The sequence below is a fragment of the Rhodanobacter sp. Root561 genome (genome assembly GCF_001427365.1).
In the GTDB taxonomy this organism is placed as follows: domain Bacteria; phylum Pseudomonadota; class Gammaproteobacteria; order Xanthomonadales; family Rhodanobacteraceae; genus Rhodanobacter.
Genome location: NZ_LMGH01000011.1, coordinates 88,529 through 111,734 on the forward strand (window position 1 = coordinate 88,529; position 23,206 = coordinate 111,734).

Annotated in this window: 24 protein-coding genes, 1 tRNA gene and 1 pseudogene; 15 read left to right on the forward strand and 11 right to left on the reverse strand. The window is 66.8% G+C overall.

Features of this window, described 5'->3' with window-relative positions; genetic code table 11:
- Positions 1–30 precede the first annotated feature (30 nt).
- Positions 31–492: an RcnB family protein gene (locus ASD55_RS09245; RefSeq protein WP_056765602.1), complete on the forward strand. Its 462-nt coding sequence runs from the start codon at positions 31–33 to the stop codon at positions 490–492.
- 84 nt (positions 493–576) lie between these two features.
- On the opposite strand, the gene ASD55_RS09250 is transcribed toward ASD55_RS09245, so the two are convergent.
- From ASD55_RS09250 to ASD55_RS18840, 6 genes and pseudogenes are all read right to left on the reverse strand, one after another.
- Positions 577–1,146, reverse strand: coding sequence for a GNAT family N-acetyltransferase (locus ASD55_RS09250; RefSeq protein WP_056765605.1), 570 nt, complete (start codon positions 1,144–1,146; stop codon positions 577–579).
- A 13-nt stretch (positions 1,147–1,159) separates the two neighbouring features.
- Positions 1,160–1,762: a YdeI/OmpD-associated family protein gene (locus ASD55_RS09255; protein ID WP_056765607.1), complete on the reverse strand. Its 603-nt coding sequence runs from the start codon at positions 1,760–1,762 to the stop codon at positions 1,160–1,162.
- Between the two features lie 8 nt (positions 1,763–1,770).
- Complete coding sequence (locus ASD55_RS09260) at positions 1,771–2,259, reverse strand: GNAT family N-acetyltransferase (protein WP_056765609.1); 489 nt, start codon at positions 2,257–2,259, stop codon at positions 1,771–1,773.
- On the reverse strand, positions 2,256–3,569 hold the full coding sequence (locus ASD55_RS09265; protein ID WP_056713921.1) for an amidohydrolase family protein: 1,314 nt from the start codon (positions 3,567–3,569) through the stop codon (positions 2,256–2,258). Before ASD55_RS09265 ends, ASD55_RS09260 begins: the two co-directional genes overlap by 4 nt.
- A gap of 179 nt (positions 3,570–3,748) precedes the next feature.
- Entirely contained in the window at positions 3,749–4,795 is a 1,047-nt protein-coding gene (locus ASD55_RS09270) for a hypothetical protein (protein ID WP_200946138.1), read from the reverse strand.
- Positions 4,795–5,199, reverse strand: a pseudogene (locus ASD55_RS18840) (SDR family NAD(P)-dependent oxidoreductase); the annotation flags it as partial. The pseudogene ASD55_RS18840 and the gene ASD55_RS09270, both read right to left, overlap by 1 nt.
- A 19-nt stretch (positions 5,200–5,218) precedes the next feature.
- Here ASD55_RS18840 and ASD55_RS18845 point away from each other — a divergent pair.
- The gene (locus tag ASD55_RS18845) at positions 5,219–5,626 is read left to right on the forward strand and encodes a hypothetical protein (RefSeq protein ID WP_056765621.1); all 408 of its coding nucleotides are present in this window, start codon (positions 5,219–5,221) and stop codon (positions 5,624–5,626) included.
- A gap of 6 nt (positions 5,627–5,632) precedes the next feature.
- On the opposite strand, the gene ASD55_RS09285 is transcribed toward ASD55_RS18845, so the two are convergent.
- The 3 genes from ASD55_RS09285 to ASD55_RS09295 form a co-directional block, all read right to left on the reverse strand.
- Positions 5,633–6,535, reverse strand: a complete 903-nt coding sequence (locus ASD55_RS09285) for a hydroxymethylglutaryl-CoA lyase (protein ID WP_056765623.1) — start codon at positions 6,533–6,535, stop codon at positions 5,633–5,635.
- Positions 6,536–6,709: 174 nt separating this feature from the next.
- Positions 6,710–8,698 (reverse strand): acetyl/propionyl/methylcrotonyl-CoA carboxylase subunit alpha, encoded by a 1,989-nt coding sequence (locus ASD55_RS09290; protein ID WP_056765625.1) that lies wholly within the window; start codon positions 8,696–8,698, stop codon positions 6,710–6,712.
- A 62-nt stretch (positions 8,699–8,760) separates the two neighbouring features.
- Positions 8,761–9,555 (reverse strand): enoyl-CoA hydratase-related protein, encoded by a 795-nt coding sequence (locus ASD55_RS09295; protein WP_056765627.1) that lies wholly within the window; start codon positions 9,553–9,555, stop codon positions 8,761–8,763.
- Between the two features lie 118 nt (positions 9,556–9,673).
- Here ASD55_RS09295 and ASD55_RS09300 point away from each other — a divergent pair, with 118 nt between their 5' ends.
- Genes ASD55_RS09300 through ASD55_RS09310 form a run of 3 tightly spaced genes read left to right on the forward strand, consistent with a single transcriptional unit; the run spans position 9,674 to position 12,067 of the window.
- On the forward strand, positions 9,674–9,919 hold the full coding sequence (locus ASD55_RS09300) for a FeoA family protein (protein WP_007804835.1): 246 nt from the start codon (positions 9,674–9,676) through the stop codon (positions 9,917–9,919).
- The gene (locus ASD55_RS09305; RefSeq protein ID WP_056765629.1) at positions 9,916–11,754 is read left to right on the forward strand and encodes a ferrous iron transporter B; all 1,839 of its coding nucleotides are present in this window, start codon (positions 9,916–9,918) and stop codon (positions 11,752–11,754) included. Before ASD55_RS09300 ends, ASD55_RS09305 begins: the two co-directional genes overlap by 4 nt.
- 10 nt (positions 11,755–11,764) lie before the next feature.
- Entirely contained in the window at positions 11,765–12,067 is a 303-nt protein-coding gene (locus tag ASD55_RS09310; protein ID WP_056765631.1) for a DUF6587 family protein, read from the forward strand.
- A 189-nt stretch (positions 12,068–12,256) separates the two neighbouring features.
- On the opposite strand, the gene rpsT is transcribed toward ASD55_RS09310, so the two are convergent.
- Both rpsT and ASD55_RS18650 read right to left on the reverse strand, forming a co-directional pair.
- On the reverse strand, positions 12,257–12,520 hold the full coding sequence (gene rpsT / locus ASD55_RS09315) for a 30S ribosomal protein S20 (protein WP_007804840.1): 264 nt from the start codon (positions 12,518–12,520) through the stop codon (positions 12,257–12,259).
- 69 nt (positions 12,521–12,589) lie between these two features.
- Positions 12,590–12,787: a hypothetical protein gene (locus ASD55_RS18650; RefSeq protein WP_162248784.1), complete on the reverse strand. Its 198-nt coding sequence runs from the start codon at positions 12,785–12,787 to the stop codon at positions 12,590–12,592.
- Between ASD55_RS18650 and murJ the strand changes: the two genes are divergently transcribed.
- The 10 genes from murJ (at position 12,741) to ASD55_RS09365 (ending at position 23,175) form a co-directional block, all read left to right on the forward strand.
- On the forward strand, positions 12,741–14,351 hold the full coding sequence (gene murJ / locus ASD55_RS09320) for a murein biosynthesis integral membrane protein MurJ (protein WP_056765633.1): 1,611 nt from the start codon (positions 12,741–12,743) through the stop codon (positions 14,349–14,351). The two genes, ASD55_RS18650 and murJ, sit on opposite strands and share 47 nt — an antisense overlap.
- Before the next feature lie 49 nt (positions 14,352–14,400).
- On the forward strand, positions 14,401–15,354 hold the full coding sequence (locus ASD55_RS09325) for a bifunctional riboflavin kinase/FAD synthetase (protein ID WP_056765635.1): 954 nt from the start codon (positions 14,401–14,403) through the stop codon (positions 15,352–15,354).
- Between the two features lie 90 nt (positions 15,355–15,444).
- The gene (ileS, locus tag ASD55_RS09330) at positions 15,445–18,351 is read left to right on the forward strand and encodes an isoleucine--tRNA ligase (RefSeq protein WP_056765637.1); all 2,907 of its coding nucleotides are present in this window, start codon (positions 15,445–15,447) and stop codon (positions 18,349–18,351) included.
- 146 nt (positions 18,352–18,497) lie between these two features.
- Positions 18,498–18,998 (forward strand): signal peptidase II, encoded by a 501-nt coding sequence (gene lspA, locus ASD55_RS09335; RefSeq protein WP_056765639.1) that lies wholly within the window; start codon positions 18,498–18,500, stop codon positions 18,996–18,998.
- 87 nt (positions 18,999–19,085) lie between these two features.
- The gene (ispH, locus tag ASD55_RS09340) at positions 19,086–20,045 is read left to right on the forward strand and encodes a 4-hydroxy-3-methylbut-2-enyl diphosphate reductase (protein ID WP_056765640.1); all 960 of its coding nucleotides are present in this window, start codon (positions 19,086–19,088) and stop codon (positions 20,043–20,045) included.
- Positions 20,046–20,129: 84 nt separating this feature from the next.
- A tRNA-Thr gene (locus ASD55_RS09345) sits at positions 20,130–20,205 on the forward strand.
- Between the two features lie 184 nt (positions 20,206–20,389).
- Entirely contained in the window at positions 20,390–20,974 is a 585-nt protein-coding gene (locus ASD55_RS09350; protein ID WP_056765643.1) for a GspH/FimT family pseudopilin, read from the forward strand.
- Complete coding sequence (gene pilV / locus ASD55_RS09355; RefSeq protein WP_235577769.1) at positions 20,905–21,513, forward strand: type IV pilus modification protein PilV; 609 nt, start codon at positions 20,905–20,907, stop codon at positions 21,511–21,513. The genes ASD55_RS09350 and pilV overlap by 70 nt, the downstream gene beginning before the upstream one ends.
- The gene (locus ASD55_RS09360) at positions 21,510–22,559 is read left to right on the forward strand and encodes a prepilin-type N-terminal cleavage/methylation domain-containing protein (protein WP_082542726.1); all 1,050 of its coding nucleotides are present in this window, start codon (positions 21,510–21,512) and stop codon (positions 22,557–22,559) included. Before pilV ends, ASD55_RS09360 begins: the two co-directional genes overlap by 4 nt.
- Position 22,560: 1 nt before the next feature.
- On the forward strand, positions 22,561–23,175 hold the full coding sequence (locus tag ASD55_RS09365) for a PilX N-terminal domain-containing pilus assembly protein (protein ID WP_235577770.1): 615 nt from the start codon (positions 22,561–22,563) through the stop codon (positions 23,173–23,175).
- Positions 23,176–23,206 lie beyond the last annotated feature (31 nt).

Consider the following 23,206-nt stretch of genomic DNA (forward strand, 5'->3'; position numbering starts at 1 on the left):
GGGTTCATTCCATCATTGTGGGAGCAACACATGAAGAAGCTGCTGAGTCTGTCTGCCGTGTTGGGTGCGATGCTGATGCTGGCCAGTGGCTCCGTGCTGGCGCAGGATCACGGTCATGGCCGGGGTCATGGCAATGGCCATGGCCAGAACGACCAGGGTGATCGCGATCGCGGCAATGATCATGATCGGAGCCGTTACGATCATCGTGACGGCAGATACGACCATGATCGCTATGTGCGGCGTGATGGTCCTCCCGGCCATGCCTATGGCCATTACAAGAACTGGCACGATCGTGGCCGCCACGAGGGCTGGTACCACCGCGGCGGTTACCTGCCGGTGGAGTACCGTACCCGCTACGTGGTAACCGACTGGCGTCGCGACCGTCTGCGCGAACCGCCACGCGGCTATCACTGGGTGCGCAGTGACAACGGTGATTTCCTGTTGGTGGCGATCGCCACCGGTGTGATCGTCGACCTGTTGCTCAACCAGTAAGCCGACCCGGCCGTGATGAATGAAGGCGTGCCCGCCACCGCGGGCACGCCTTTTTTGTCGCGTTTAGCGCAGGGCTTCGGGGCATCAACCCCGGCTTTCCAGCAGCGATTGCAATGATGCCGGCGGCAGCTGCGGAAACGGCGTGACGGCCGCGGGAGGATTCGCCGCAGGCTGCAGCTCCTTCTGCCACACGCCCACGTCCCACCATTGCCCCAGCTTGTAACCGCACTGGCGCCAAACACCTGCGGGCGTGAAACCCATCGTCTCATGCATCGCCACGCTGACCGTCCCGGGCAGGGTGATCACGCCGACGGCCTGGGTGATGCTCTGCAGGCGCATCACATCCAGCAGCACGCTGTAGAGCTTGCGGGCGATGCCGCGGCGGTGTGCGTCGGCGCGCACGTAGATCGAGGTCTCGGCGATCCAGTCGTAGGCAGCGCGTTCGCGGAAGCGGCCGGCGTAGGCATAGGCCAGCACCTCGCCGCCTTCTTCCCAGACCAGCCACGGGTAGTGCTTGAGGCGTGCGCGAAGACGTTCGCGCATGGCGTCCACGCCGGGCAGTTCGGTTTCGAACGTGGCCACGCCGTCGCTGATCGACGGCGCGTAGATCGCGTGGATGGCGGCGGCGTCGTCGTCGCGGGCGGTGCGGATCATCGAACGGTGGTCCTCAGCATTTTTCGTATTTCCAGTTGCGCTTTTTGCCTTCGGCCAGCCACTCCAGCGTGGTGGCGAGGCGTTTCTGGCGGGTGGCGTCGGTCTTCGCCTCGGTGATCCAGTCGACGTATTCGCGCTGCGCGCCGGGGCCGAAGCTTTCGTACGTCTTGCGGGCCGCTGCGTGCTTCTTCTGCGCGAGCAGCGCAGCCATGTCGTCCGGCAGGTTTGGTGCCGGTTTCGCAGTGGCTTTCGGGCGCGCTTTTTTCACGCCGGCCTCGTTCAGTGCCATCGCCTTTTTCAAATACCTGGCGAGTTGTTTGTCCGGAGGCAGATCCTTCAGCGTCGCGAGCTTGCCGAACTGGCCCATGCCGTCCTCGTCGCTGCCGCCGGTCACTTCCTTCGACAACCAGAAGCCGAAGCTGCAGTGCTGCTTGAACGCGGCCATCATGCACATCGGTGCGGCCTTGTAGCTGAAGAACGGCACGCCCCATTTGATGCCTTCCTCCACCTCGGGGCAGGCGCTGTGCACGCGTTCGCGCAGGTGCTCGAGAATCGGCCGGGCGAACTCGGCGGATTTCGCGATATAGGCACCGATGCGCGGATCGTGGTTCGACATGGCTCACCTCACAGGTCGCGGATGAAGAAGCGGTCGCAACTGAAATGCCCGGTGCCGCCCATCGGCGCGCACAGCGCGGTGAAGCCGCTGCGCTTGTACAACGCCTGCGCTGCGTCCATGCCGGTCAGCGTTTCCAGGTAGCAGCGGCGGAAGCCGTGCGCGCGGGCTGCGTCGAGGCAGCGCTGCATCATCGCCGTGCCGGCGCCGATGCCACGCGCGGCGGGCAGGAAGTACATCTTGCGCAGTTCGCACACGTCCGGCTCGGCGTTCTGCAAGGGCGCCACGCCGCCGCCGCCGATCACCGTGCCGTCGCGCTCGACCACGAAATAGCTGCTGCGCGGTTGTGCGTAGGACTGGTACATCGCGTCCACCTCGGCGTCGTGGATCGCGAAGCCGGGGCCGTCGGCGCCGAACTCGGGCATCACGGCGCGGATGATCGCGGCCATGGCCGCGTTGTCGCTGGATTCGATGGGGCGGATCAGGAACGTGTCGGTCATGGGGTCGCTGCGGGAGTCAGATAGGGGAGGCCGGCCTTCATAACGAAAACCGGGTGCTGCAAGGCGCGAATCTGCGTGCTCGGGTCGCCGTCGAAGGCGACGAGGTCGGCCGCCAGGCCGGGTGCGATGCGACCGAAGCGCTGCGACTGACGCAGGATCTTTGCCGCCACGTCGGTGGCCGCATGCAGTGCCTGGGCCGGAGTCATGCCGTCGGCCACCATCGCCGCCGGCTCGCGCCAGTTGTCGCCGTGGCGGAACACGCCGACGTCGCTGCCGTTGCCGATCGTCACGCCCAGTTTCAGCGCAGTGCGAAACGCGTGCTCCGCTTCGCGCATGCGCTCGGTCGGTTCACTCTTGCCGGGCACGTAATGCTGGAAATATTCGGCGGTGGACACGACCGCCGTAAGCGTGGGTTCGTAGGCGGTGCCGTGCTGCTTCATCAGCTTGAAGGTGGCCTCGCTGGCGCCGTAGCCGTGTTCCACGCTGTCCACGCCGGCTTCCACCGCCATGCGCACGCCTTCGTCGCTGGCTGCGTGCACGGCCACCGGACGGCCGATCTGGTGCGCGGTGTCGACCAGCGCCTTCAGCTCGGCGGGCGTGAAGGTGGGGGCGGTGGCGCCGTCCGGGCCGACGCGGTAGTCGCCGTAGATCTTGATCCAGTCGGCGCCACGCGCGGCCTGTTCGCGCACCGCGGCCATCGCCTGGTCGACGCCACTGACTTCCTGCGCGCCGCCGGGCAGGGCGATGTCCGGACGGAAGCCGCGCGGGCCGGGGCCGTAGCTGGCGGTGGCGACGATTGCGCGGGTCGCCACGAACAGGCGCGGGCCGGGGATCAGGCCTTCGTCGATCGCGCGCTTCACCGAAACATCGGCAAAACCGGCGCCTTCGGTGCCCAGGTCGCGCAGCGTGGTGAAGCCGGCCAGCAAGGTGTCGCGCGCGTGCTTTGCCGCCAGCAGCGTGCGGTAGTCCTGTGGCTCGGTCAGCACCTGATCGTTCCACAACGTCTCGTTGTACGGATGCAGGAACAGATGCGAATGCAGGTCGATCAGGCCTGGCGTGAGGGTGGCGCCGGGCAGCTCGACACGGCGGGCGTCGGTGGGCGCGTGGATCGAGCCGGCCGGGCCAACCGCCGCGATGACGCCGTCGTGCACCAACACGGCCCAGCCGGCATGCGCGGCATCAGCATCAGCCGTCCATACGCGGTCGGGCAGCAGCAACCAGTCGCCTTTCGCGGTGGGGCCGGCGCCGTGCGCGGCCAACGGCAGGAGCAGGCACAGCAGCGAAAGCAGGATCGCGAGGCCATGGCGCATGGCGGGTTCCGGATCGGAGGCAGGGTTCCGATTCTAGCCAGTCCTGACCCCGTAGCGATGCGGATTCAGCGCAAGGAAATGCCGGGTGGCGATCCGGTGGCACGCCAGGCAGGTGTCGTTCGGCTCGCTGCGCAGGTTCAGAGTGTGGGCGGGATGATCAGTTGGACTGAACCTGCTGATCAGGACGGCAGCGTCAGCCGCCCATGCACGGCATGTTTCACCTGGAAGCTGGGCCGCGTGCCGGGGAACAGCCAGAACGGGGCGAGCTCGGAGGAGGGGAACATGTTGGGGTAGCGCGGATCGCGTTGTGACGGACCGGCGATGGTCAGTTCGGCCACCATCGAGATGTACTGGTCGACCGAATTCTCCAGCGTGTTGCCGTTGATGATGACCTCGCTGCCGATCGCCTTCGCGTACTTCGCCACGCCCCACAGCGTGGAGTGCTGCGGCGCGTAGGCGTCCACGCTGATGCCGTTCTCGCTGATCACCCACAGTCCTTCGTCGGTGTTGACCACGATCGAATGGTTGCCTTCGGTGTGGCCCGGCGTGTGCACCAGCGCGATGCCGTCGCCCAGCATCACGCTGCCGTCGAAACGGACGATCCTGTTCGCGTCGATGCCGGCCACGCCGTGCGGGCAGTACCAGTCGCGCTGGTAGGGGCTGAGGTCCTGCGCGTTCGCCCATTCGCGCTGGTGCACCAGCAGCTTCGCGTTGGGCAGCAGAGCCGGTTCTTCATCGCTGCCCAGCCAGCGACGCACATCCTGCGTGTGCAGGTGGTCGTAGGTGATGTAGTCGACGTCGGCTGGTCGCAGGCCGATCTTCTGCAACACCTCGGGGACGCTGGCGTAGCGGGTGACCACGCGGTCGACGATGAACTTCGGGGTGCGGTCCTGCAGCCGGCGAAAGAACGGTGTCTCGCCGCCACGCTCGTGGTCGGATGGCGAAACCAGCAAGGTCTTCAAGCCCTCCGGCGTGTCGTACTGCACCACGAACAGGCGGTTGTGGATGTGCAGGTATTCGTTGAGGCGCTCGGCCGAATACGCATTGCGCAGGCCGTAACGCGCGGGATAGATCAGCTTGATCAGGTCGAACGATTCGAAGTAGCGCACCTTGGGGCCGGCCAGCATGTGGCGGCGGAAATCCTGCGCGGCGACGCGGGTGTCCTCGACGCGGGCCTGCTGGCCAGGCGCGTTGCGTGCGCCATCGAAATGCGTGATCGGTTGCATCATGGCTCCTGGCGATAGTTCGGCGACGTGAAGTTGCGCTTGCCGCGGGCGCGCGCCTTGTCGAGCTGGCTGAGGAAGAAACGCGGGAAGACGTTGCTGATCTTGCCCAGCACCTCATCGCGGAACGGCAGGTAGTATTCCAGCGGACGCTTGCGCAATACCGGACCCAGGATCGCCGCGGCCACTTCGTCTGGGCTCAGTGCGCGGGCACCGGAGAAGGTCAGCGCAGCATCGTCGTCGCCGCGCTGCTGTTCCAGCATCGCGGTCCTGACCGGACCGGGGCCGAACAGGGTGACGGCGATGCCGTGCGGGCGCAGGTCGCCTGCCGCCGCGATGCTGAAGCCGCGCACCGCGAACTTGCTGGCGGCGTACATCGTGGTGCCGGGCGTGGCGTAGAGCGAGGCGCGAGCCGATGTTGATGATGTGGCCGCGCCGGCGCGGCTTCATCACGGCGGCGACGGCGTTCGTACCGTAGATCGTGCCACGCACGTTGACGTCGAGGGTGAGGTCGATGTCCTGCGTAGTCAATTCGCTGGTCTGCCCGCTGCGCAGCACGCCGGCGACGTTGATCAGGACATCCAACGCGCCACTGTCACGCTCCAGCCGGGCGACCAGGGTTGTCCAGTCGCTGGCCTTCGTCACGTCCAGCACTTCGCATTGCACCGCAGGCTGATCATGCCAGCGGGCGTGCAGCGCCTCGCCGTCGCGGTCGGCGGCGATGACGCGATGACCGAACGCGACGGCCTTCGCGGTAATCGCCGCGCCGATGCCGTTGGCGGCGCCGGTGATCAGGATCAGCATGGGGTTCCCCCGAAAGCGTGGGTCGCGTGATGCAGCTCAGGTCGTGGCGGTGCGCGCCCGCGTCACCCGGCTGGCGGTTTCCTTGTGCAGCTGCGCAGCCAGCCAGGCGCCGGTGGCTACCAGCAGGTCGAGGTCGATGCCGGTTTCCATGCCCATGCCGTGCAGCATGTAGACCACGTCTTCGCTGGCCACGTTGCCGGTCGCGCCCTTCGCGTATGGGCAGCCGCCGGTGCCGGAAACGGCGCTGTCGACCACGCGCACGCCTTCTTCCAGGCAGGCGAGAATGTTCGCCAGCGCCTGACCGTAGGTGTCGTGGAAGTGCACGGCCAGCGCCGCCATCGGCACCTCCTGCGCCACCGCATGCAGCATCGCGCGAGCCTTGGCCGGCGTGCCCACGCCGATGGTGTCGCCCAGCGAGATTTCATGGCAGCCCAGCTCATGCAGGCGCCGCGCCACGCGCACCACGTCGCTGACCGGCACCTCGCCCTGGTACGGACAGCCGAGCACGGTGGAGACATAGCCGCGCACCTGCACGCCGTCAGCCTTCGCCTGTTCCATCACCGGGATGAAACGTTCGATGGATTCATCGATCGAGGCGTTGATGTTCTTGCGGTTGAACGCTTCGGAGGCGGCGGTGAACACGGCGATTTCGGTGGCGCCGACTTCGCGCGCACGCGCGTAGCCCTGCAGGTTCGGCACCAGCACCGGATAGCTCACGCCCGGCAGCTTGCGGATGCGGGTGAACACCTCGGCGGCGTCGGCCAGTTGCGGCACCCATTTCGGGCTGACGAAGCTGGTCGCCTCGATGATCTTGAGGCCGGTGGCGGAGAGCCGGTCGATCAGCGCGATCTTCACCTCGGCCGGCAGCAGGGTCTTCTCGTTCTGCAGGCCGTCGCGGGCGCCGACTTCGACGATGCGGACGTGGTTGGAGGTGTTCATGAAAAGCTCCGGAGGACGTGATGTCCTTCTCCCCTCGGCGACTATAAGGAGTCCCCTTGTGGGTGAGAAGGTGCCCCGAAGGGGCGGATGAGGGTGCGGAGCCAGTGCGGACATTTCGCTCCGGCCGAACCCTCACCTCAACCCCTCTCCCAAGGGGAGAGGGGCTCTAAAAGCTCACTCGGCGAAGCGCACCAGTACAGCATCCGCTTCGACAAACTCGCCCTGCGTGGCGTTGATGCTTTCGATGGTGCCGGCGCGCGGTGCCTTCAAGGCCAGTTCCATCTTCATCGCTTCCATCACCAGCAGTTCCTGGCCCTGTTCGACCGTGTCGCCCGCCCTGGCTTTCACCAGCACGATGCGGCCCGGCATGGGCGCGATGATCTGGTTGCCGCCGGCGGCGTCGGTCGCTTCCCACGCGAAGGCGGCGGCGCGGCTGAAGCTGTAGCGCTGGCCGTCGCCGTCGTGCAGCAGCACGTGGGCGGCATCGACGCGCAGCGGCACCCGCTGCGATTCGTCGTCGAAGCGGGCGCTGAGGCAATCATCCAGCAGGCGTGCGCCGCGCACTTCGCAGGCGGTTTCGCCGCGGCGCAGCTGGTAGTCGCCGGCGTGGCCGTGGGCTTCGATGTCGTAGCGTTGTTCGCGCGCGGTCAGCGCCACGATGCGCTTGCCGGCGTGGCCGATGCGCCAGGCGTCGGCGCGGGCCCAGGGCGAATGGGGATCGGACGCAGCGCCGCGGATGCTGGCTTCGTCGTGGAGCAGGGCCGCGGTGGCGGCAGCGAACAGCACGGTGTCGCCCGGCACCACGTCGCCGACCAGGAACTCCTCCAGGTGGCGATCGAGATAACCGGTGTCGATGCGGCCTTCGACCACGGCGGAGTGACGCACCAGCCGTTCGAGGAAGCCGATGTTGGATTTCGGGCCGATGATCTCGCTGGCGGCCAGCGCCTCGCGCATGCGCTGCAGCGCCTTCGGGCGATCCTCGTCCCACACGATCAGCTTGGCGATCATGGGGTCGTAGAAGATCGTCACCGTGTCGCCTTCGATCACGCCGCCGTCGAGGCGCACGTGCTGCGAAGGACTCGGCAGGCGCAGGGTCTGCAGCTTGCCGGAGCCGGGCAGGAAGTTCTGGTCCGGGTCTTCCGCGTAGAGGCGGACTTCGATTGCGTGGCCGCGCGAGACCACGTCATCTTGCACGAGCGGCAGCGGCTCGCCATCGGCGATGCGCAGCTGCCACTCCACCAGGTCCACGCCGTGGGTCAGTTCGGTGACGGGGTGTTCGACCTGCAGCCGCGTGTTCATTTCCATGAAGTGGAAATCGCCCGCGGGGCCGACGATGAACTCGACCGTGCCGGCGCCCACGTAGTTCACCGCGCGCGCGGCGGCCACGGCGGCGGCGCCCATGTCGGCGCGCTTTTCCGGGGTGAGGAAGGGCGAGGGCGTTTCCTCCAGCACCTTCTGGTAGCGGCGCTGCGCGGAGCATTCGCGCTCGCCCAGGTGGATGATGTTGCCGTGGCGGTCGCCAAAGATCTGGAATTCGATGTGGCGCGGATGCTCCACGTAGCGCTCCAGCAGCATCGAGGCGTCGCCGAAGGCGGCCTGCGCCACGCGCTGCGCGGTGGCCAGCGCCTCGGGGAATTCGGCGTCCGAGCGCACGATCTGCATGCCCTTGCCACCGCCGCCGGCCGAGGGCTTGATGATCAGCGGGTAACCGACCTGATGCGCCTGTTCGGCGAGAAAGGCATTGTCCTGCTGGTCGCCGCTGTAGCCGGGCACCAGCGGCACGGCATGTTTGGCCATCAGCTGCTTGGCGGCGGCTTTCGAGCCCATCGCGTCGATGCTTTCGGGGTCGGGACCGATGAACACGATGCCGGCGTCCTTGCAGGCGCGCGAGAAGGCGGTGTTCTCCGACAGGAAGCCGTAGCCGGGGTGGATCGCCTGCGCACCGCTCTTTTTCGCGGCGTCGAGGATGGCGTCGATGCGCAGGTAGGAGTCGGCCGGCAACGGGCCGCCGATCGGCCAGGCCTCGTCGGCCAGCCGCACGTGCTGCGCGTCCTTGTCCGCCTCCGAATACACCGCGATGGTGTGGATGCCCAGCCGCCGGCAGGTGCGGATCACGCGGCAGGCGATCTCGCCGCGGTTGGCTATCAGTACACGTTCGAACATGCGAGTCCCTGGAAACGTTCGTGTCGATGCAAAGCGTCTAAAACTAGCAGATCGCGGCGCGCTTACGGTTGCGCCACCCATGCCGGCGCGCGCTTGTCGAGGAAGGCGCCGAGTCCGTGCTGGCCTTCGGGCGAGACGCGCAGGCGCGCGATCAGCGCGGCGTTCTCGGTGTCGATGCGTTCGGCTTCGGCTGGATCGGCACCACCGATGCGCAGGGCCAGCTGCTTGGCCTCGCGCTGGGCCAGCGGACCGGCCTTGGCCAGGAAATGCAGCTGGCGTTCGATCGCCTCGTCCAGTTCGCTGCCGGTCGACACCGCATGCAGCAGGCCGATCCGGTGCGCCTCGGCGGCGTCGAAAACCTCGCCGCTGACGAACAGCCGACGCGCCTCGCGCAGGCCGATCGCGGCGATCACGTAGGGCGAGATCACCGCCGGCACCAGGCCCAACTTCACTTCGGACAGCGCGAACTTGGCGGTGTCCACGCCGATCGCGATGTCGCAGCAGGCGACCAATCCTACGCCGCCGCCATACGCGGCGCCGTTGACCCGCGCGATGGTCGGCTTGGACAGGAACTGCAGGTTCCGCATCAGCCGCGCCAGGCGCAGCGAATCTTCGCGGTTTTCCTGTTCGCTGGCGCCGGCCATGCCGCGCATCCAGTTCAGGTCGGCGCCGGCGGAGAAGCAGCTGCCGTTGCCGGTCAGCACCACCGTGCGCACGGCCGGATCGGCATCGGCGGCGGCCAGCGCCTCGGTCAGCGCGGTGATCAGGGCGTCATCGAACGCGTTGTGGATCTGCGGGCGGTTCAGCGTGAGCCAGGCGACCGCGCCGCGGCGTTCGCTGAGGATGGAGTCGGTCATCAGGTCGTCCCCGCAAATAACGCGATGATAAACGTTGTCGCAGGGGTGGCCCGGGGTGCTGCAGCCGTATCGACAAAAGGACTACAATGCGAATTGTTCTTATTTGAGATTTTCGCCCGTGCGTCTGTCCGAATTGCCCAAGGGTGCCCCCGCCGTGGTCGACCGCGTGCACGATGCGCATGCGGCCGATCCGATCGCGCAGCGCTTGCGCGACCTGGGCTTTGTCGACGGCGAGCCGGTGCGGGTGGTGGCGGTGGGGCCGATGGGCGGCGATCCGGTGCTGATCCAGATCGGCTTCACCCGCTTCGCGCTGCGCAAGGCCGAGGCCAGCCGGGTCAGCGTGCGCAGCGAGGCGGCGGCATGAGCGCGTCGACCCTGCGTATTGCCCTGGTCGGCAACCCCAACTGCGGCAAGACGGCCTTGTTCAACCTGCTCACCGGTGGCCGCCAGAAGGTGGCGAACTATGCCGGCGTCACCGTGGAGCGCAAGGAAGGCCGCTTCACCGCGCCGTCCGGCCGGGTGCTGCAGATCCTGGATCTGCCGGGCACCTACAGCCTGGACGCGAACAGTCCGGACGAGATGATCACCCGCGACGTCTGCGCGGGCAATTATCCGGGCGAGGCGGTGCCGGACCTGATCGTCTGCGTGGCCGACGCCACCAACCTGCGCCTGCACCTGCGCTTCGTGCTGGAGGTGAAGCGCCTCGGCCGCCCGGTGGTGCTGGCGCTGAACATGATGGATACCGCACGCCAGCGCGGCATCGTGATCGACGTGCCCGAATTGCAGCGCCGGCTGGGCTTGCCGGTGGTCGAAACGGTTGCGGTGAAGCGCGGCGGCGCGCAGGCGCTGATCGAGCGGGTCGATGGCGAGGTTCCCGCGGCCGCACCGGTGCAGCCCGATGACGCGGCCAGCCGCGCCGACCTGCATGCGCAGGTGCGCGAACTGCTGGCGGCCACGGTGACGATGCCGCGCGCCACCGCCGCGATCGACGACACGCTGGACCGCTGGGCGCTGCATCCGGTGTTCGGCCTGGCGATCCTCGCGCTGGTGATGTTCCTGGTGTTCCAGGCGGTGTACTCGATCGGCAAGCCGATGACCGACGCGATCGCCGACGGCTTCGACTGGATGGGCGGACACGCCGCCACCCTGATGCCGGCCGGGCCGCTGCAAAGCCTGGTCACCGATGGCCTGTTCGGTGGCCTGGGAACGGTGCTGGGTTTCCTGCCGGAAATCCTGGTGCTGTTCCTGTTCATCATCGTGCTGGAGGAGTCGGGCTACCTGCCGCGCGCCGCGTTCCTGCTGGATCGGCTGATGCTGTCGGTAGGGTTGACCGGACGCTCGTTCATCCCGCTGCTGTCCAGCTTCGCCTGCGCGATCCCCGGCATCATGGGCACACGCAGCATCACCGATCCGCGCGACCGGCTCACCACCATCCTGATCGCGCCGCTGATGACGTGTTCGGCGCGACTGCCGGTATATGCGCTGCTGATCGGCGCGTTCATCCCGATCCGCTACGTGTTCGGCGTGTTCAACCTGCAGGGCGTGGTGCTGTTCGCGTTGTACCTGGCGGGCATCCTGGGCGCGATGCTGGTGGGCTGGGTGATGAAGCACATCCGCCGCGACAAGAGCGAGCACGCGCTGATGATGGAGCTGCCCTCGTACCGCGTGCCCAAGCTGCGCGACGTGGCGATCGGCCTGTACGAGCGCGGCATGATCTTCCTGAAGCGGCTGACCGGCGTGATCCTGGGCCTGACCGTGCTGATGTGGTTCCTGTCGACCTTCCCCGGCGCGCCGGAAGGCGCCACCCGGCCGGCGATCGAATACAGCTTCGCCGGTTACATCGGGCGCGGCCTGCAGTACATTTTCGCGCCGATCGGCTTCAACTGGCAGATCAGCCTGGCGCTGATCCCGGCCTTCGCCGCCCGCGAGACCGCGGTGGCGGCGCTGGCCACGGTCTACCTGGTGGGCGGCGAGGCGGCCGGCGGGCTGGGCCATGCGCTGGCCGGGCAGATCTCGCTGGCCAGCGCGCTGTCGCTGCTGGTGTGGTTCGCGTACGCGCCGCAATGCATGTCGACGCTGGCGATCATCAAGCGCGAGACCGATTCCTGGCGCAACGTGGCGATCTCGTTCGGCTACATGTTCGTGATGGCCTATACCGCGTCGTTCATCGTCTACCAGGTGGCGAGGGCGCTCACATGAGGATGCGCCCATGAGTGCCGGCCTGCTGCTGCAGTACGTGGTGATCGGCCTGGCCGTGCTGGCCAGTGTGTGGATCGTGCTGCGCAAGCTGGCCCGGAAGACCACCAACCGCTGGATGGCCGCCGCGTCCATCCACTTCAGCCAGCCCGGCCGCAGTGCCCTGGCACGGGCGTTCGGCCGCCGCCTGCAGCCAACCGAAGCCACCGGCGATTGCAGCGATGGCTGCAGCACCTGCGGCGCCTGCGGGCCGAAACCGCCGGCCGCGGCGCGTCCCGGCGAGCCGATGCCGCTGGAGTTTCGTCCGCGGCAGTGACGCGTTTGGCGTCTTGCTCCCTCCCCTGCGAGCAGGGGAGGGTTGGGGTGGGGTCGCTCTTCGCCGAAGTCAAAAGCGAACCCCCTCCCAACCTCCCCCTGCGCGCAGGGGGAGGAGCCAACACTCGGGACCGGGCACGAAAAAGCCGGCTTGCGCCGGCTTCTCGTGCAACTCGAATCGCGCCCCGGCTTACGCCAGTTCGCGGATCTTCGCGTTGAGGCGGCTCTTGTGGCGGGCGGCCTTGTTCTTGTGGATCAGGCCGCGGGCGGCGTAGCGATCCATCACCGGCTGGGCGGCGGTGAAGGCGGCAACGGCGGCTGCCTTGTCCTTGGCCTCGATGGCCTTGACGACCTTCTTCAGGGCGGTGCGGACCATGGAACGTGCGCTGATGTTGCGCAGGCGGCGCTGTTCGGACTGGCGCGCGCGCTTCTTCGCGGACTTGATGTTGGCCAAGGTAGAACTCCGGAATGCAGGGTTGAGGTTGGAAAAAGACGCCAATTATGCGGGCGATTCGCCGATGCGTCAATCATTTACGCCGCCGGAATGGGTCGGCGGGGGCGTGTCGCCATCGGGGTGTCGCCATTCTGCCATATCCGGGCTGTCATCCGGCCCGCACGGGCTGTCAGACTGTGCGCCCTGCGCGATCGGCGCCCAAGGCAGAAACCAGGCACTCATGAAGTCACCCAGCATGCTCCGCGGATTGCTCTCGTTCAGCAGCATGACGATGATTTCGCGGGTACTGGGCCTGGTGCGCGACATCTCGATGAGCCACGTGTTCGGCGCCACGGTGGCCACCGACGCCTTCGTGGTAGCGTTCCGCATCCCCAACTTCATGCGTCGGCTGTTCGCCGAAGGGTCGTTTTCCACCGCCTTCGTGCCGGTCTTCACCGAAGTGAAGGAAACCGGCAGTCACGATGACCTGAAGCGACTGATGGCGACCGTGGCCGGCACCCTGGGCGGCGTGTTGCTGGTGGTGACGGCGCTGGGACTGATCTTCGCGCCGCAGCTGGCCACCGCCTTCATCCCCGGCGCGCTGGACCAGCCGCACAAGTTCGACCTGACCACCGAGCTGGTGCGCTGGATGTTCCCGTTCCTGCTGTTCGTGTCGCTGACCGCGCTGGCCGGCGGTGCGCTGAACAGCTTCCATCGCTTCGCGATGCCGGCGCTGGCGCCGGTCATCCTCAATGTCTGCATGATCGTGGCGGCGCTGTGGATCGCGCCGCACCTGCATACGCCGATCCTGGCGATGGGCTGGGCGGTGCTGCTGGCCGGCGTGCTGCAGTTGCTGTTCCTGCTGCCGGCCCTGCGCAAGCTGGACCTGCTGGTGCTGCCGCGCTGGGGCTGGCGCCATCCGCAGGTCAGGAAAATCATGCGGCTGATGGTGCCCACGCTGTTCGGCTCGTCGGTGGCCCAGATCAACCTGCTGCTGGACACCATCGTGGTGTCGCTGCTGGTCACCGGATCGCAGACCTGGCTGTGGCAGTCGACGCGCTTCCTCGAACTGCCGCTGGGCGTGTTCGGTGTCGCGCTAGGCACGGTGATCCTGCCGTCGCTGTCGCGTCACCACGTGGGCACCGATCGGGCCGGATTTTCGAAGGCGCTGGACTGGGGGCTGCGCATCACGCTGCTGATCGCGGTGCCGGCGGCGATCGCGCTGGCGCTGCTGGCCGAGCCGCTGGTGGCCACGCTGTTCCAGAATGGCCAGTACACCGCCTTCGACACCCGCATGACCGCTGCCGCCGTGCTGGCGCTCAGCTGCGGCTTGCCGGCCTATGCGCTGGTCAAGGTGGTGCTGCCGGCGTTCTACTCGCGCCAGGACACCCGCACGCCGGTGAAGGCGGGCGTGGCGTCGCTGGTGGTCAACATGATCTTCAACGGCTTGCTGATCGCGTTGTTCTTCGAGCTGTGGGCGCCGGCATCGGTGAAGCAGGGCAGCTGGCTGGACGGCATCGCCCAGGTGCCCGGCCTGCACGTGGGACTGGCGCTGGCCAGTGCGCTGGCCAGCTACGTGAACTTCATGCTGCTGTGGCGCTGGCTCAAGCGCGCCGGCGTGTACCAGCGGCAGCCCGGCTGGGCGCGGCACTGGCTGCGGCTGAGCTCGTCCTGCCTGGCGATGGCTGCCGTGCTGCTGCTGGGGCGCTGGCTGTGGCCGGAATGGGTGCACGGCGTTTCGGTGGCCACCCGGCTGTGGCGCCTGGCCGTGCTGGTGGTCGCGGGGGCGGGCACTTATGTCGCGGTGCTGTTTGCCGGCGGCTTCCGCCTACGCGATCTGCGCGGGGCGTGAGCCGCGCCTGCGCGATTATCGGCGGGCGTCCGGCCGTTATACTCAGGCGATGATGAAACTTTCCAGGGATGTCGCGGGCCCTTGCCTGACGCCGCGCGGCAGCGTAATGGCGGTCGGTGCATTCGATGGCCTGCACCGTGGCCACCAGGCCTTGCTGGCGCAGGTGCGCGAACGTGCCCAGGCGCTTGGCTGCAGCCCGGTGGTGGTCAGCTTCGAGCCGCTGCCCCGGGCGTTCTTCTCGCCCGAACCGGTGCCGCGGCTGTCCAGCGTGCGCGAAAAACTGCGCGGCTTTGCCGCCGCCGGCATGGAGCAGGCCCTGCTGCTGCGTTTCAACCGGGCGCTGACCGCGATGTCGGCCGAGGATTTCGTGCGGCGGGTGCTGGTCGAGCGCCTGGCTGCGCGCGAGGTCTGGGTGGGTGGCGACTTCCGCTTCGGCCACAAGCGCAGCGGCGACGTGGCCTTGCTGGAGCGCATGGGCGCCGAACTGGGCTTCAGCGCCTGCACCATGCCGGTAATCCAGCTGGAGGGCGAACGCGTTTCCGCCAGCCGCGTGCGCACCCTGCTGGCCGCGGGCGATTTCGCCGGCGCCGAGCCACTGCTGGGCCGTCCGTTCGTGATCGACGGCAAGGTCGAATACGGCAACCAGCTTGGCCGCACGCTGGGCTATCCCACCGCCAACATCCACCTGCAGCAGCGGGTCAGTCCGATCCTGGGCATCTTCGCGGTGCGCGTGGGCCTGGGCGAGGGCGAATGCAGCTGGCCCGGCGTGGCCAGTCTCGGCGTGCGCCCCACGGTGAACCAGGTCAGCCAGCCACTGCTGGAAGTGCACCTGTTCGACTTCGACGGCGACCTGTACGGCCAGCGCATGGCGGTGGAGTTCGTGGCCAAACTGCGCGACGAGCAGAAGTTCGACGGGCTGGAACCGCTGAAGGCGCAGATGGCGCTGGACTCGCGCCGGGCGCGCGAGCTGCTGGGCATGAACCCGCGGCTGGTCGATGCGTGAGACGGCTTCCGGCAGGCGCAGGTATCGTTTAACTTTGACCTCTTTGTCCGCGCTGGCGGACGGCAACGCTTCCATTACGGCACCCAGGCAATGACCCACGATTACAAGAGCACGATCAACCTGCCGCAGACGGACTTTCCGATGCGCGGCGATTTGCCGAAGCGCGAGCCGGGCTGGCTGGCGGAGTGGGAGCGGGTGGGGCGCTACGCGCAGATCCAGCAGAAGACGGCGCACCGCGACAGCGTGTTCGTGCTGCATGACGGCCCGCCGTATGCGAACGGCCCGATCCACATCGGCCATGCGGTGAACAAGATCCTCAAGGACATCGTGGTCAAGTCCAAGCTGCTGGCCGGCCAGCGCGCGCCCTACGTGCCGGGCTGGGACTGCCACGGCCTGCCGATCGAGATCGCGGTGGAGAAGAAGTTCGGCAAGCCGGGCGACAAGCTCGACGCGGCGGCGTTCCGGCAGAAGTGCCGCGAATACGCCGCCGAGCAGGTCGACACCCAGCGCAACGACTTCAAGCGCCTGGGCGTGCTGGGCGACTGGGACCACCCGTACCGCTCGATGGATTTTCGCTTCGAGGCCGACATGCTGCGCGCGCTGGCGCGGATCGTTTCCAACGGCCATGTGCTGCGCGGCGCCAAGCCGGTGTACTGGTGCTTCGACTGCGCCTCGGCGCTGGCCGAGGCGGAGATCGAATACGCCGACAAGGTCTCGCCCGCCGTCGACGTCGCCTATGACGCGCTGGACGCGAAGGCGCTGGCGAAGAAGTTCGGCGTGGATGCCGGCGACGCCATCGTGGCCATCCCGATCTGGACCACCACGCCGTGGACGTTGCCGGAAAGCCAGGCGGTGTCGCTGGGCGCGGAACTCGAATATGCGTTGATCGAAGGTCCGCAGCGCGATGGCCGGCGCGTGCTGCTGGTGGTCGCCAGCGCGCTGGCCGAGAAGGCCGCCCAGCGCTACAACATCTCCCTTCCCCCGCAAACGGGGGAAGGTGCCCGAAGGGCGGATGGGGGCGCTCTTCATGTACTGGGTCACGCCGAAGGCAAGGCGCTGGAAGGCTTCAAGCTGCAGCACCCGTTCTACCCGCGCGAAGTGCCGGTGATCCTGGGCGACCACGTATCGGCCGACGACGGTACCGGCGCGGTGCACACCTCGCCCGATCACGGCGTGGAGGATTTCGTGGTGGCCCGCGAGTACGGCATCGGCCTGCTCAACTACATCGAACCGCGCGGCACCTATCGCATCGACACGCCGCAAGCGGACAGCCTCGCGCTGGGCGGCATGCACATCTGGAAGGCCAACGAGGCGCTGGTCGACCTGCTGCGCCAGCGCGGCGTGCTGCTGGCGTTCTCGAAGATCGAGCACAGTTACCCGCACTGCTGGCGGCACAAGACGCCGGTGATCTACCGCACCACGCCGCAGTGGTTCATCTCGATGGAGCAGCAGGACCTGCGCGAGACGGCGCTCACCTCGATCAAGTCCGTGCGCTGGGTGCCGGGCTGGGGCGAGGAGCGCATCGCCGGCATGGTCGCCGGGCGACCGGACTGGTGCATCTCGCGCCAGCGCACCTGGGGCGTGCCGATCGCGCTGTTCGTACACAAGGCCACGCAGGAACCGCATCCGCATTCGGTCGAATTGCTGGAGCAGGTCGCGCAGAAGGTGGAGCAGGGCGGCATCGATGCCTGGTTCACGCTGGATGCGGCCGAGCTGCTTGGCGACGACGCGCAGGATTACGAGAAAGTCACCGACGTGCTCGATGTCTGGTTCGACTCCGGCGTCACCCACTACACCGTGATCGACCAGCGTCCCGAACTGCAGCAGGGCGCGGCCACGCATTACAAGGTGATGTACCTGGAAGGCTCCGACCAGCATCGCGGCTGGTTCCAGTCGTCCCTGCTGACCTCGGCGGCGATCCACGGCCGCGCGCCGTACAACGAGGTGCTCACCCACGGTTTCGCGGTCGACGCGAACGGCCGCAAGATGTCCAAGTCCCTGGGCAACGTGGTGGCGCCGCAGAAGGTGATGGACACGCTGGGCGCCGACGTGCTGCGCCTCTGGGTGGCCTCGGCCGATTACCGCAACGAGATGACCGTCTCCGACGAGATCCTGAAGCGCGTCTCCGACAGCTACCGGCGCATCCGCAACACCGCGCGTTTTCTGCTCGGCAACCTCGACGGTTTCGATCCGGCCACGCACCTGCTGCCGGTGGCGGACAGCCTGCTGCTCGACCAGTGGGCCGTGCAGCAGGCGCATGACGTGCAGCAGGCGGTGACCGCCGCGTACGAGCGCAACGACTATCCGGACGTCATCGCGCGCATCCAGAACTTCTGCACCAACGAACTGGGCGCGTTGTACCTGGACATCACCAAGGACCGGCTCTACACCATGCCCACCGACAGCCGCGGCCGGCGCAGCGCGCAAAGCGCGATGTACCGCATCGCCGAGGCGCTGGTGCGCTGGCTGGCGCCGGTGCTGAGCTTCACCGCCGAGGAAATCTGGCAGCAATTGCCGGGCGAGCGCGGTGACAGCGTGCTGTTCGAAACCTGGTACGACGGCCTGAGCGCGGCCCAGGCTTCGCCGGAACAGCGGCGCTGGTGGACCGACCTGCTGGCGATCCGCGATGCGTCCTCGCGCGTGCTCGAAGGCATGCGCAAGGCCGAGCGGATCGGCGCGGCGCTGGAGGCGAAGCTGGTGGTCCACGCCGACGCGGCGCTTTCGACCCGCTACGCCGAAGCCGCCGACGAGCTGCGCTTCTTCTTCATCACCTCCGACTTCACCCTGGCCCCGCTCGCCCCGCGTGCGGACGACGCGGTGAAGGTGGAGCTGGATGGGGCCGAAGCCTGGGTTTCCGCCAGCGTCAGCGGCGCAGCCAAATGCGTGCGCTGCTGGCACCGCCGCGACGACGTGGGCAGCCACGCCGCGCATCCCGAGCTGTGCGACCGCTGCATCAGCAACATCGAAGGGCCGGGTGAGGATCGCCGCTGGTTCTGACCTGCGTACCACTCCCTCCCCTGCGCAGCAGGGGAGGGCTGGGGTGGGGTCGCTCCTGATCTGAATCTCGCAAGATCAAAAGCACCCCCTTCCAATCTCCCCCTGCGTTGCAGGGGGAGGAGCCATTCCCAATCGAGTTTCCGTTCATGATCAGCCAACGCAACGCACTTTCCTGGCTCTGGCTCTCCGCGCTTGTCATCGCGCTCGACCAGCTCAGCAAATGGTGGGCGCTGCACGCGCTGCAGCCGCTGGGCGTGCCGCACCCGGTGATTCCCGGTTTCCTCAACTGGACGCTGGCCTTCAACAAGGGCGCCGCCTTCAGCTTCCTGGCCAGCGGTGCGGGCTGGCAGCGCTGGTTCTTCGTGGTGCTGGCGCTGGTGATCAGCGCGGTGCTGGTGACCTGGCTGGCGCGCACACCACGCCGCGACTGGCGCACCAGCCTGCCGCTGGCGCTGATCGTGGGCGGTGCGATCGGCAACCTGATCGACCGGCTGCATGCTGCGCAGGTCACCGACTTCATCCACGTGTACTTCCGCCAGTGGGATTACCCGGTGTTCAACCTGGCCGATTGCGGCATCACGGTCGGCGCGGTGATGCTGGTCGTGTTCGGCCTGTTCGCCGGCAAGCCGGCGGACGGCGTGCGATAATTCGCCGCTGCAGCCTTTCGCATCTGCGAAGCGCACTCCTCCATCTCCCCATGCTTCGCAAGGGGAGGGACAAGGTCACGAGTTCCCATGGACATCCTGCTTGCCAACCCCCGCGGCTTCTGCGCCGGCGTCGATCGCGCCATAGCCATTGTCGAACGTGCGCTGGAATCGTACGGCGCGCCGATCTACGTGCGGCATGAAGTGGTGCACAACCGCTACGTGGTCGACAAGCTGCATGCCGACGGCGCGGTGTTCGTCGAGGAACTGCACGAAGTGCCCGATGGCGCCACGGTGATCTTCAGCGCGCACGGCGTGTCGCAGGCGGTGCGCGAGGAGGCCGATCAACGGCATCTGAAGGTGTTCGACGCCACCTGTCCGCTGGTCACCAAGGTGCACATGGAAGTGGCGCGGCTGGGTCGCATCGGTCGCAGCGTGGTGCTGATCGGCCACGCCGGGCATCCGGAAGTGGAGGGAACGATGGGGCAGTGGAACCCCGCCAACAGCGGCGAGATCCTGCTGGTCGAGTCGCTGGAAGACGTCGCCACGCTGGCGCCGGCGTTCCCGCAGCTATTGTCCTACGTCACCCAGACCACGCTGTCGGTGGATGACACCAAGGCGATCATCGAAGCCCTGCGGCTGAAGTTTCCCGACATCGAAGGGCCGCGCAAGGACGACATCTGCTACGCCACGCAGAACCGCCAGGACGCCGTGCGTCGGCTGGCCGACGCGGTCGACCTGATGCTGGTGGTCGGCTCGGTCAACAGCTCCAACTCCAACCGCTTGCGCGAGCTGGCCGAGAAGCAGGGCGTTCGTTCGTTCCTGATCGACGGCGCCGAACACATCGAGCGCACCTGGCTGGATGGCGTGAACCGCATCGGCCTCACCGCCGGCGCTTCCGCACCGGAGAAGCTGGTGCGCGACGTGATTGCCCGCCTGCAGTCGTGGGGTGCCGGCGCGGTGCGTGAGCTGGACGGCGAACCGGAAAACATCACCTTCGCCCTGCCCAAGGAACTGCGCGTGGTCGGCGACAACAGCTCCAGCCTCTGACCGGCGGTGCGTGCGGCCCGTAGGGCGCTCACCGCCCGCCGCTTGCGCCACCCTGCCGCGACAACGTAAAATCCGCGGCTCTTTGCCGGAATAGCTCAGTTGGTAGAGCGGCGCATTCGTAATGCGTAGGTCGTAGGTTCGATTCCTATTTCCGGCACCAGAACCCCAAAGGCCCGCGCAAGCGGGCCTTTGCTTTTCCGGAGCGGCCCCCGCCCGTGATCCCCGTCACCCTTTCTAGCGTGCCAGCGGCCGTTTGTCGGCCAATCCCTACCGCTGGTCGGCTGGGGGCTGGCTGGCGGTGACGGCGTGGGTACAGTGCGCTCAGGGGTATCAGGGAGAATTCCATGCAAGTCTTGTCGTGTCAGCGAGCTGTCTCGCTGGTCGCATCGCCCGGGTCGGCGCGCCGCGCGCAGCGCGGTTTCACGCTGGTCGAGCTGATGGTCACCATGACCATTGCGCTGGTGCTGATCATGATCGCGGTGCCGAGTTTCAAGAACATCATTCTCCAGAACAAACTCACCACCGCCGCCAACGAGGTCGTCGGGGCCATCAATGTCGCGCGGATGGAAGCCATCAAGCGCAATGCCAGCACCCAATTGTGCGGCAGTGCCTCCAATGGCACGGATACGCTCGGCAGTGCATGCAAACAGGCTGGCGAGGTGTATGCGCTGAGCAATGGCGTGGTCACGCAAATACGTGCTGGCACCAGCGGCATCAGGGCCCCGATCGCGTTGACCGGCAACATGATTCCGGTGCGTTTTGGTGGACAGGGGCTGGGGCACTCTCCCACCAGTACGGCGCCGTATTCCGGCCCGATCGCGGACATTTCCACTTCCTCGATCAGCACCCGCAATCATCGGTGCATCAGGATAACGGCAGGCTCGATCCTCGCCACGACCACTTCATCGGCAGCGTGCCCGACATCATGAACACTTCCTGCTCGGCCTCATCCTCGATTTTCGCGAAAGAAGCAGGTCGCATGCCCGCGCGCTTGCTCCGCAAGCGCGGGCTCCCTCCCACTGCGGCGACCCAGTCCGGCGTTGGCCTGATCGAGGTGCTGGTGGCGGTGCTGATCTTGTCGATCGGCTTTCTCGGCATCGCGGCGCTGCAGACCATGTCGCTGTCCACCAACAACAGCGCGATGGCGCGCAGCATGGCCACCGTCAGCAGTTACTCGATCCTGGATGCGATGCGGGCGGACAGCGTCAACGCGAAGAGTTCCGGCCTTCCTTACAACGGCACCGTCACCGCGAGCAGCTGTCCCACCACCACGACCACATTGGCCCAGGCCCAGCTCAAGCAATGGTGCGCACAACTCGGCAAGACTCTCGGTGAGGCAGCGACCACCACGGGCAAGATCGCGTGCGTGACTAGCGGCGAGTGCAAAGTGACCATCACCTTCGACGACAGTCGGTCGGGCAAGGGCGGCAGCAGCACCCAGCAAATCATCACCAAGGCCATCCTATGAACAAGCGCCCCCACATTAGCCCGCCATGCACCGGCAATGCGGTACGGTCGGCGAAGTTTTCAGCGGGCTTCACCCTGATCGAGCTGATGATCGCCATGGTGCTGGGCTTGATCGTCATTGCCGGCGTCACCAGCGTGTTTATTGCCACGCAGCGCTCCTATCGCACCAACCAGGCGCTGGGTGACGTGCAGGACAGTTCACGCGTGGCGTTCGAGCTGATGGCGCGCGACATCCGCGATGCTGGCCTCACCGGTTGCGGCAATTCCGGGCGGGTTGCCAATGTGTTGCAACCCAGTGCGACCAACTGGTGGGCGGATTGGGGCAACGCGGTACACGGCTACGGCGCAGGCACCGTAGCAGACCCTGCATTGACGGTCGGTACGGCCGCGGGCAACCAGCTGAAAGATACCGACTCGCTGCAATTGCTGGGGGCTGCCGACACCGGACTGAGCGTGGCTGCCACTCCCAGTTCGACGGCTGCCAATTTCAAGCTCAACGACACGACTTCGGATCTGAAGACCGGCGAAGTGATCATCGTCTGTGACCCCGACCACGCCACCATCGTGCAGATCAGCGATTACAACGACAGCAATGTCACGGTGGTGCACAACGTCGGCGGCAAGGTCAGCCCGGGCAATTGTTCCAAGGGCATGGGCTACCCCACCGTGTGCAGCACCAACGGCAACGGCTACATGTTCGGGGCCAACTCGCAGATCTTCAAACTGGCTGCGGTGGACTGGTACATCGGTACCAACCCAGTGGGTGGCAAATCGCTGTACCGCATGACCGTGGACACCACGGGGGCCGCGCCAGCAACGAGTTCCCAGGAAATGGTGCGTGACGTCACGGCGATGAACCTTCGCTATCACGTGGCCGGTGGCGCCAGTTTCGTGGATGCAGCCACCGTGGCGGCCAACTGGCCCACCGTCGACTCCGTGCAGGTCAAGCTCACGCTGGAAAGCGTCGACAAGCGCGCAGGTACCGATACCAAGGCGATCTCGCGCGACTTCACGGCCACCACCACCATTCGCAACCGGGTGCCATGAGATGAACCACAAGACTCTCGATCCCTCGGGTTCCATCAGCCGCTCGCGGCGTCAGCGCAGCGCGAGGCTCCATCCCCATGCCGCTCAAGGTGGCGTGGCCCTGGTGGTGGCGATGATCCTGCTGCTGGTGATTACCCTGGTCGGCCTGGCCGCCGTGCGCGGCACCATCATGCAGCAGAAGATGGCCGGCAACATGTACGACCGGCAATTGGCCTTCCAGAACGCCGAGGCAGCCATGCGTGCGGCGGCGGCAAGCATCCCCACCAGTCCGGGTGACATTGCGCGCAATTGCCAGACCCCGGCTGTGATCTGTCTGACCAATCCGTTCGAAGACCCGAACCTGCCCGCTGGTAGCATCAAGCCGCTCAGCACGGCCCTGTACACGGCAGACACGCTGGCCGTCGGCCAGCCGCAGTACGTGATCGAGAACATGGGCAACTTCCAGGATCCGAGCGCCAGCACCGGGTTCAACCAGAGCGCCAACTCGCACAACTATGGCGTCAATGGCGGAACCATCACCAACATCTATTACCGCGTCACTGTCCGCAGTGCCGATCCTGCGGTCGTGGGTGACCGTGCCGTGGTCGTACTGCAGGCCATGATCAAGCAGGGCTGAGCTTCCGGCCACAGGCCGACATCACAAAGGG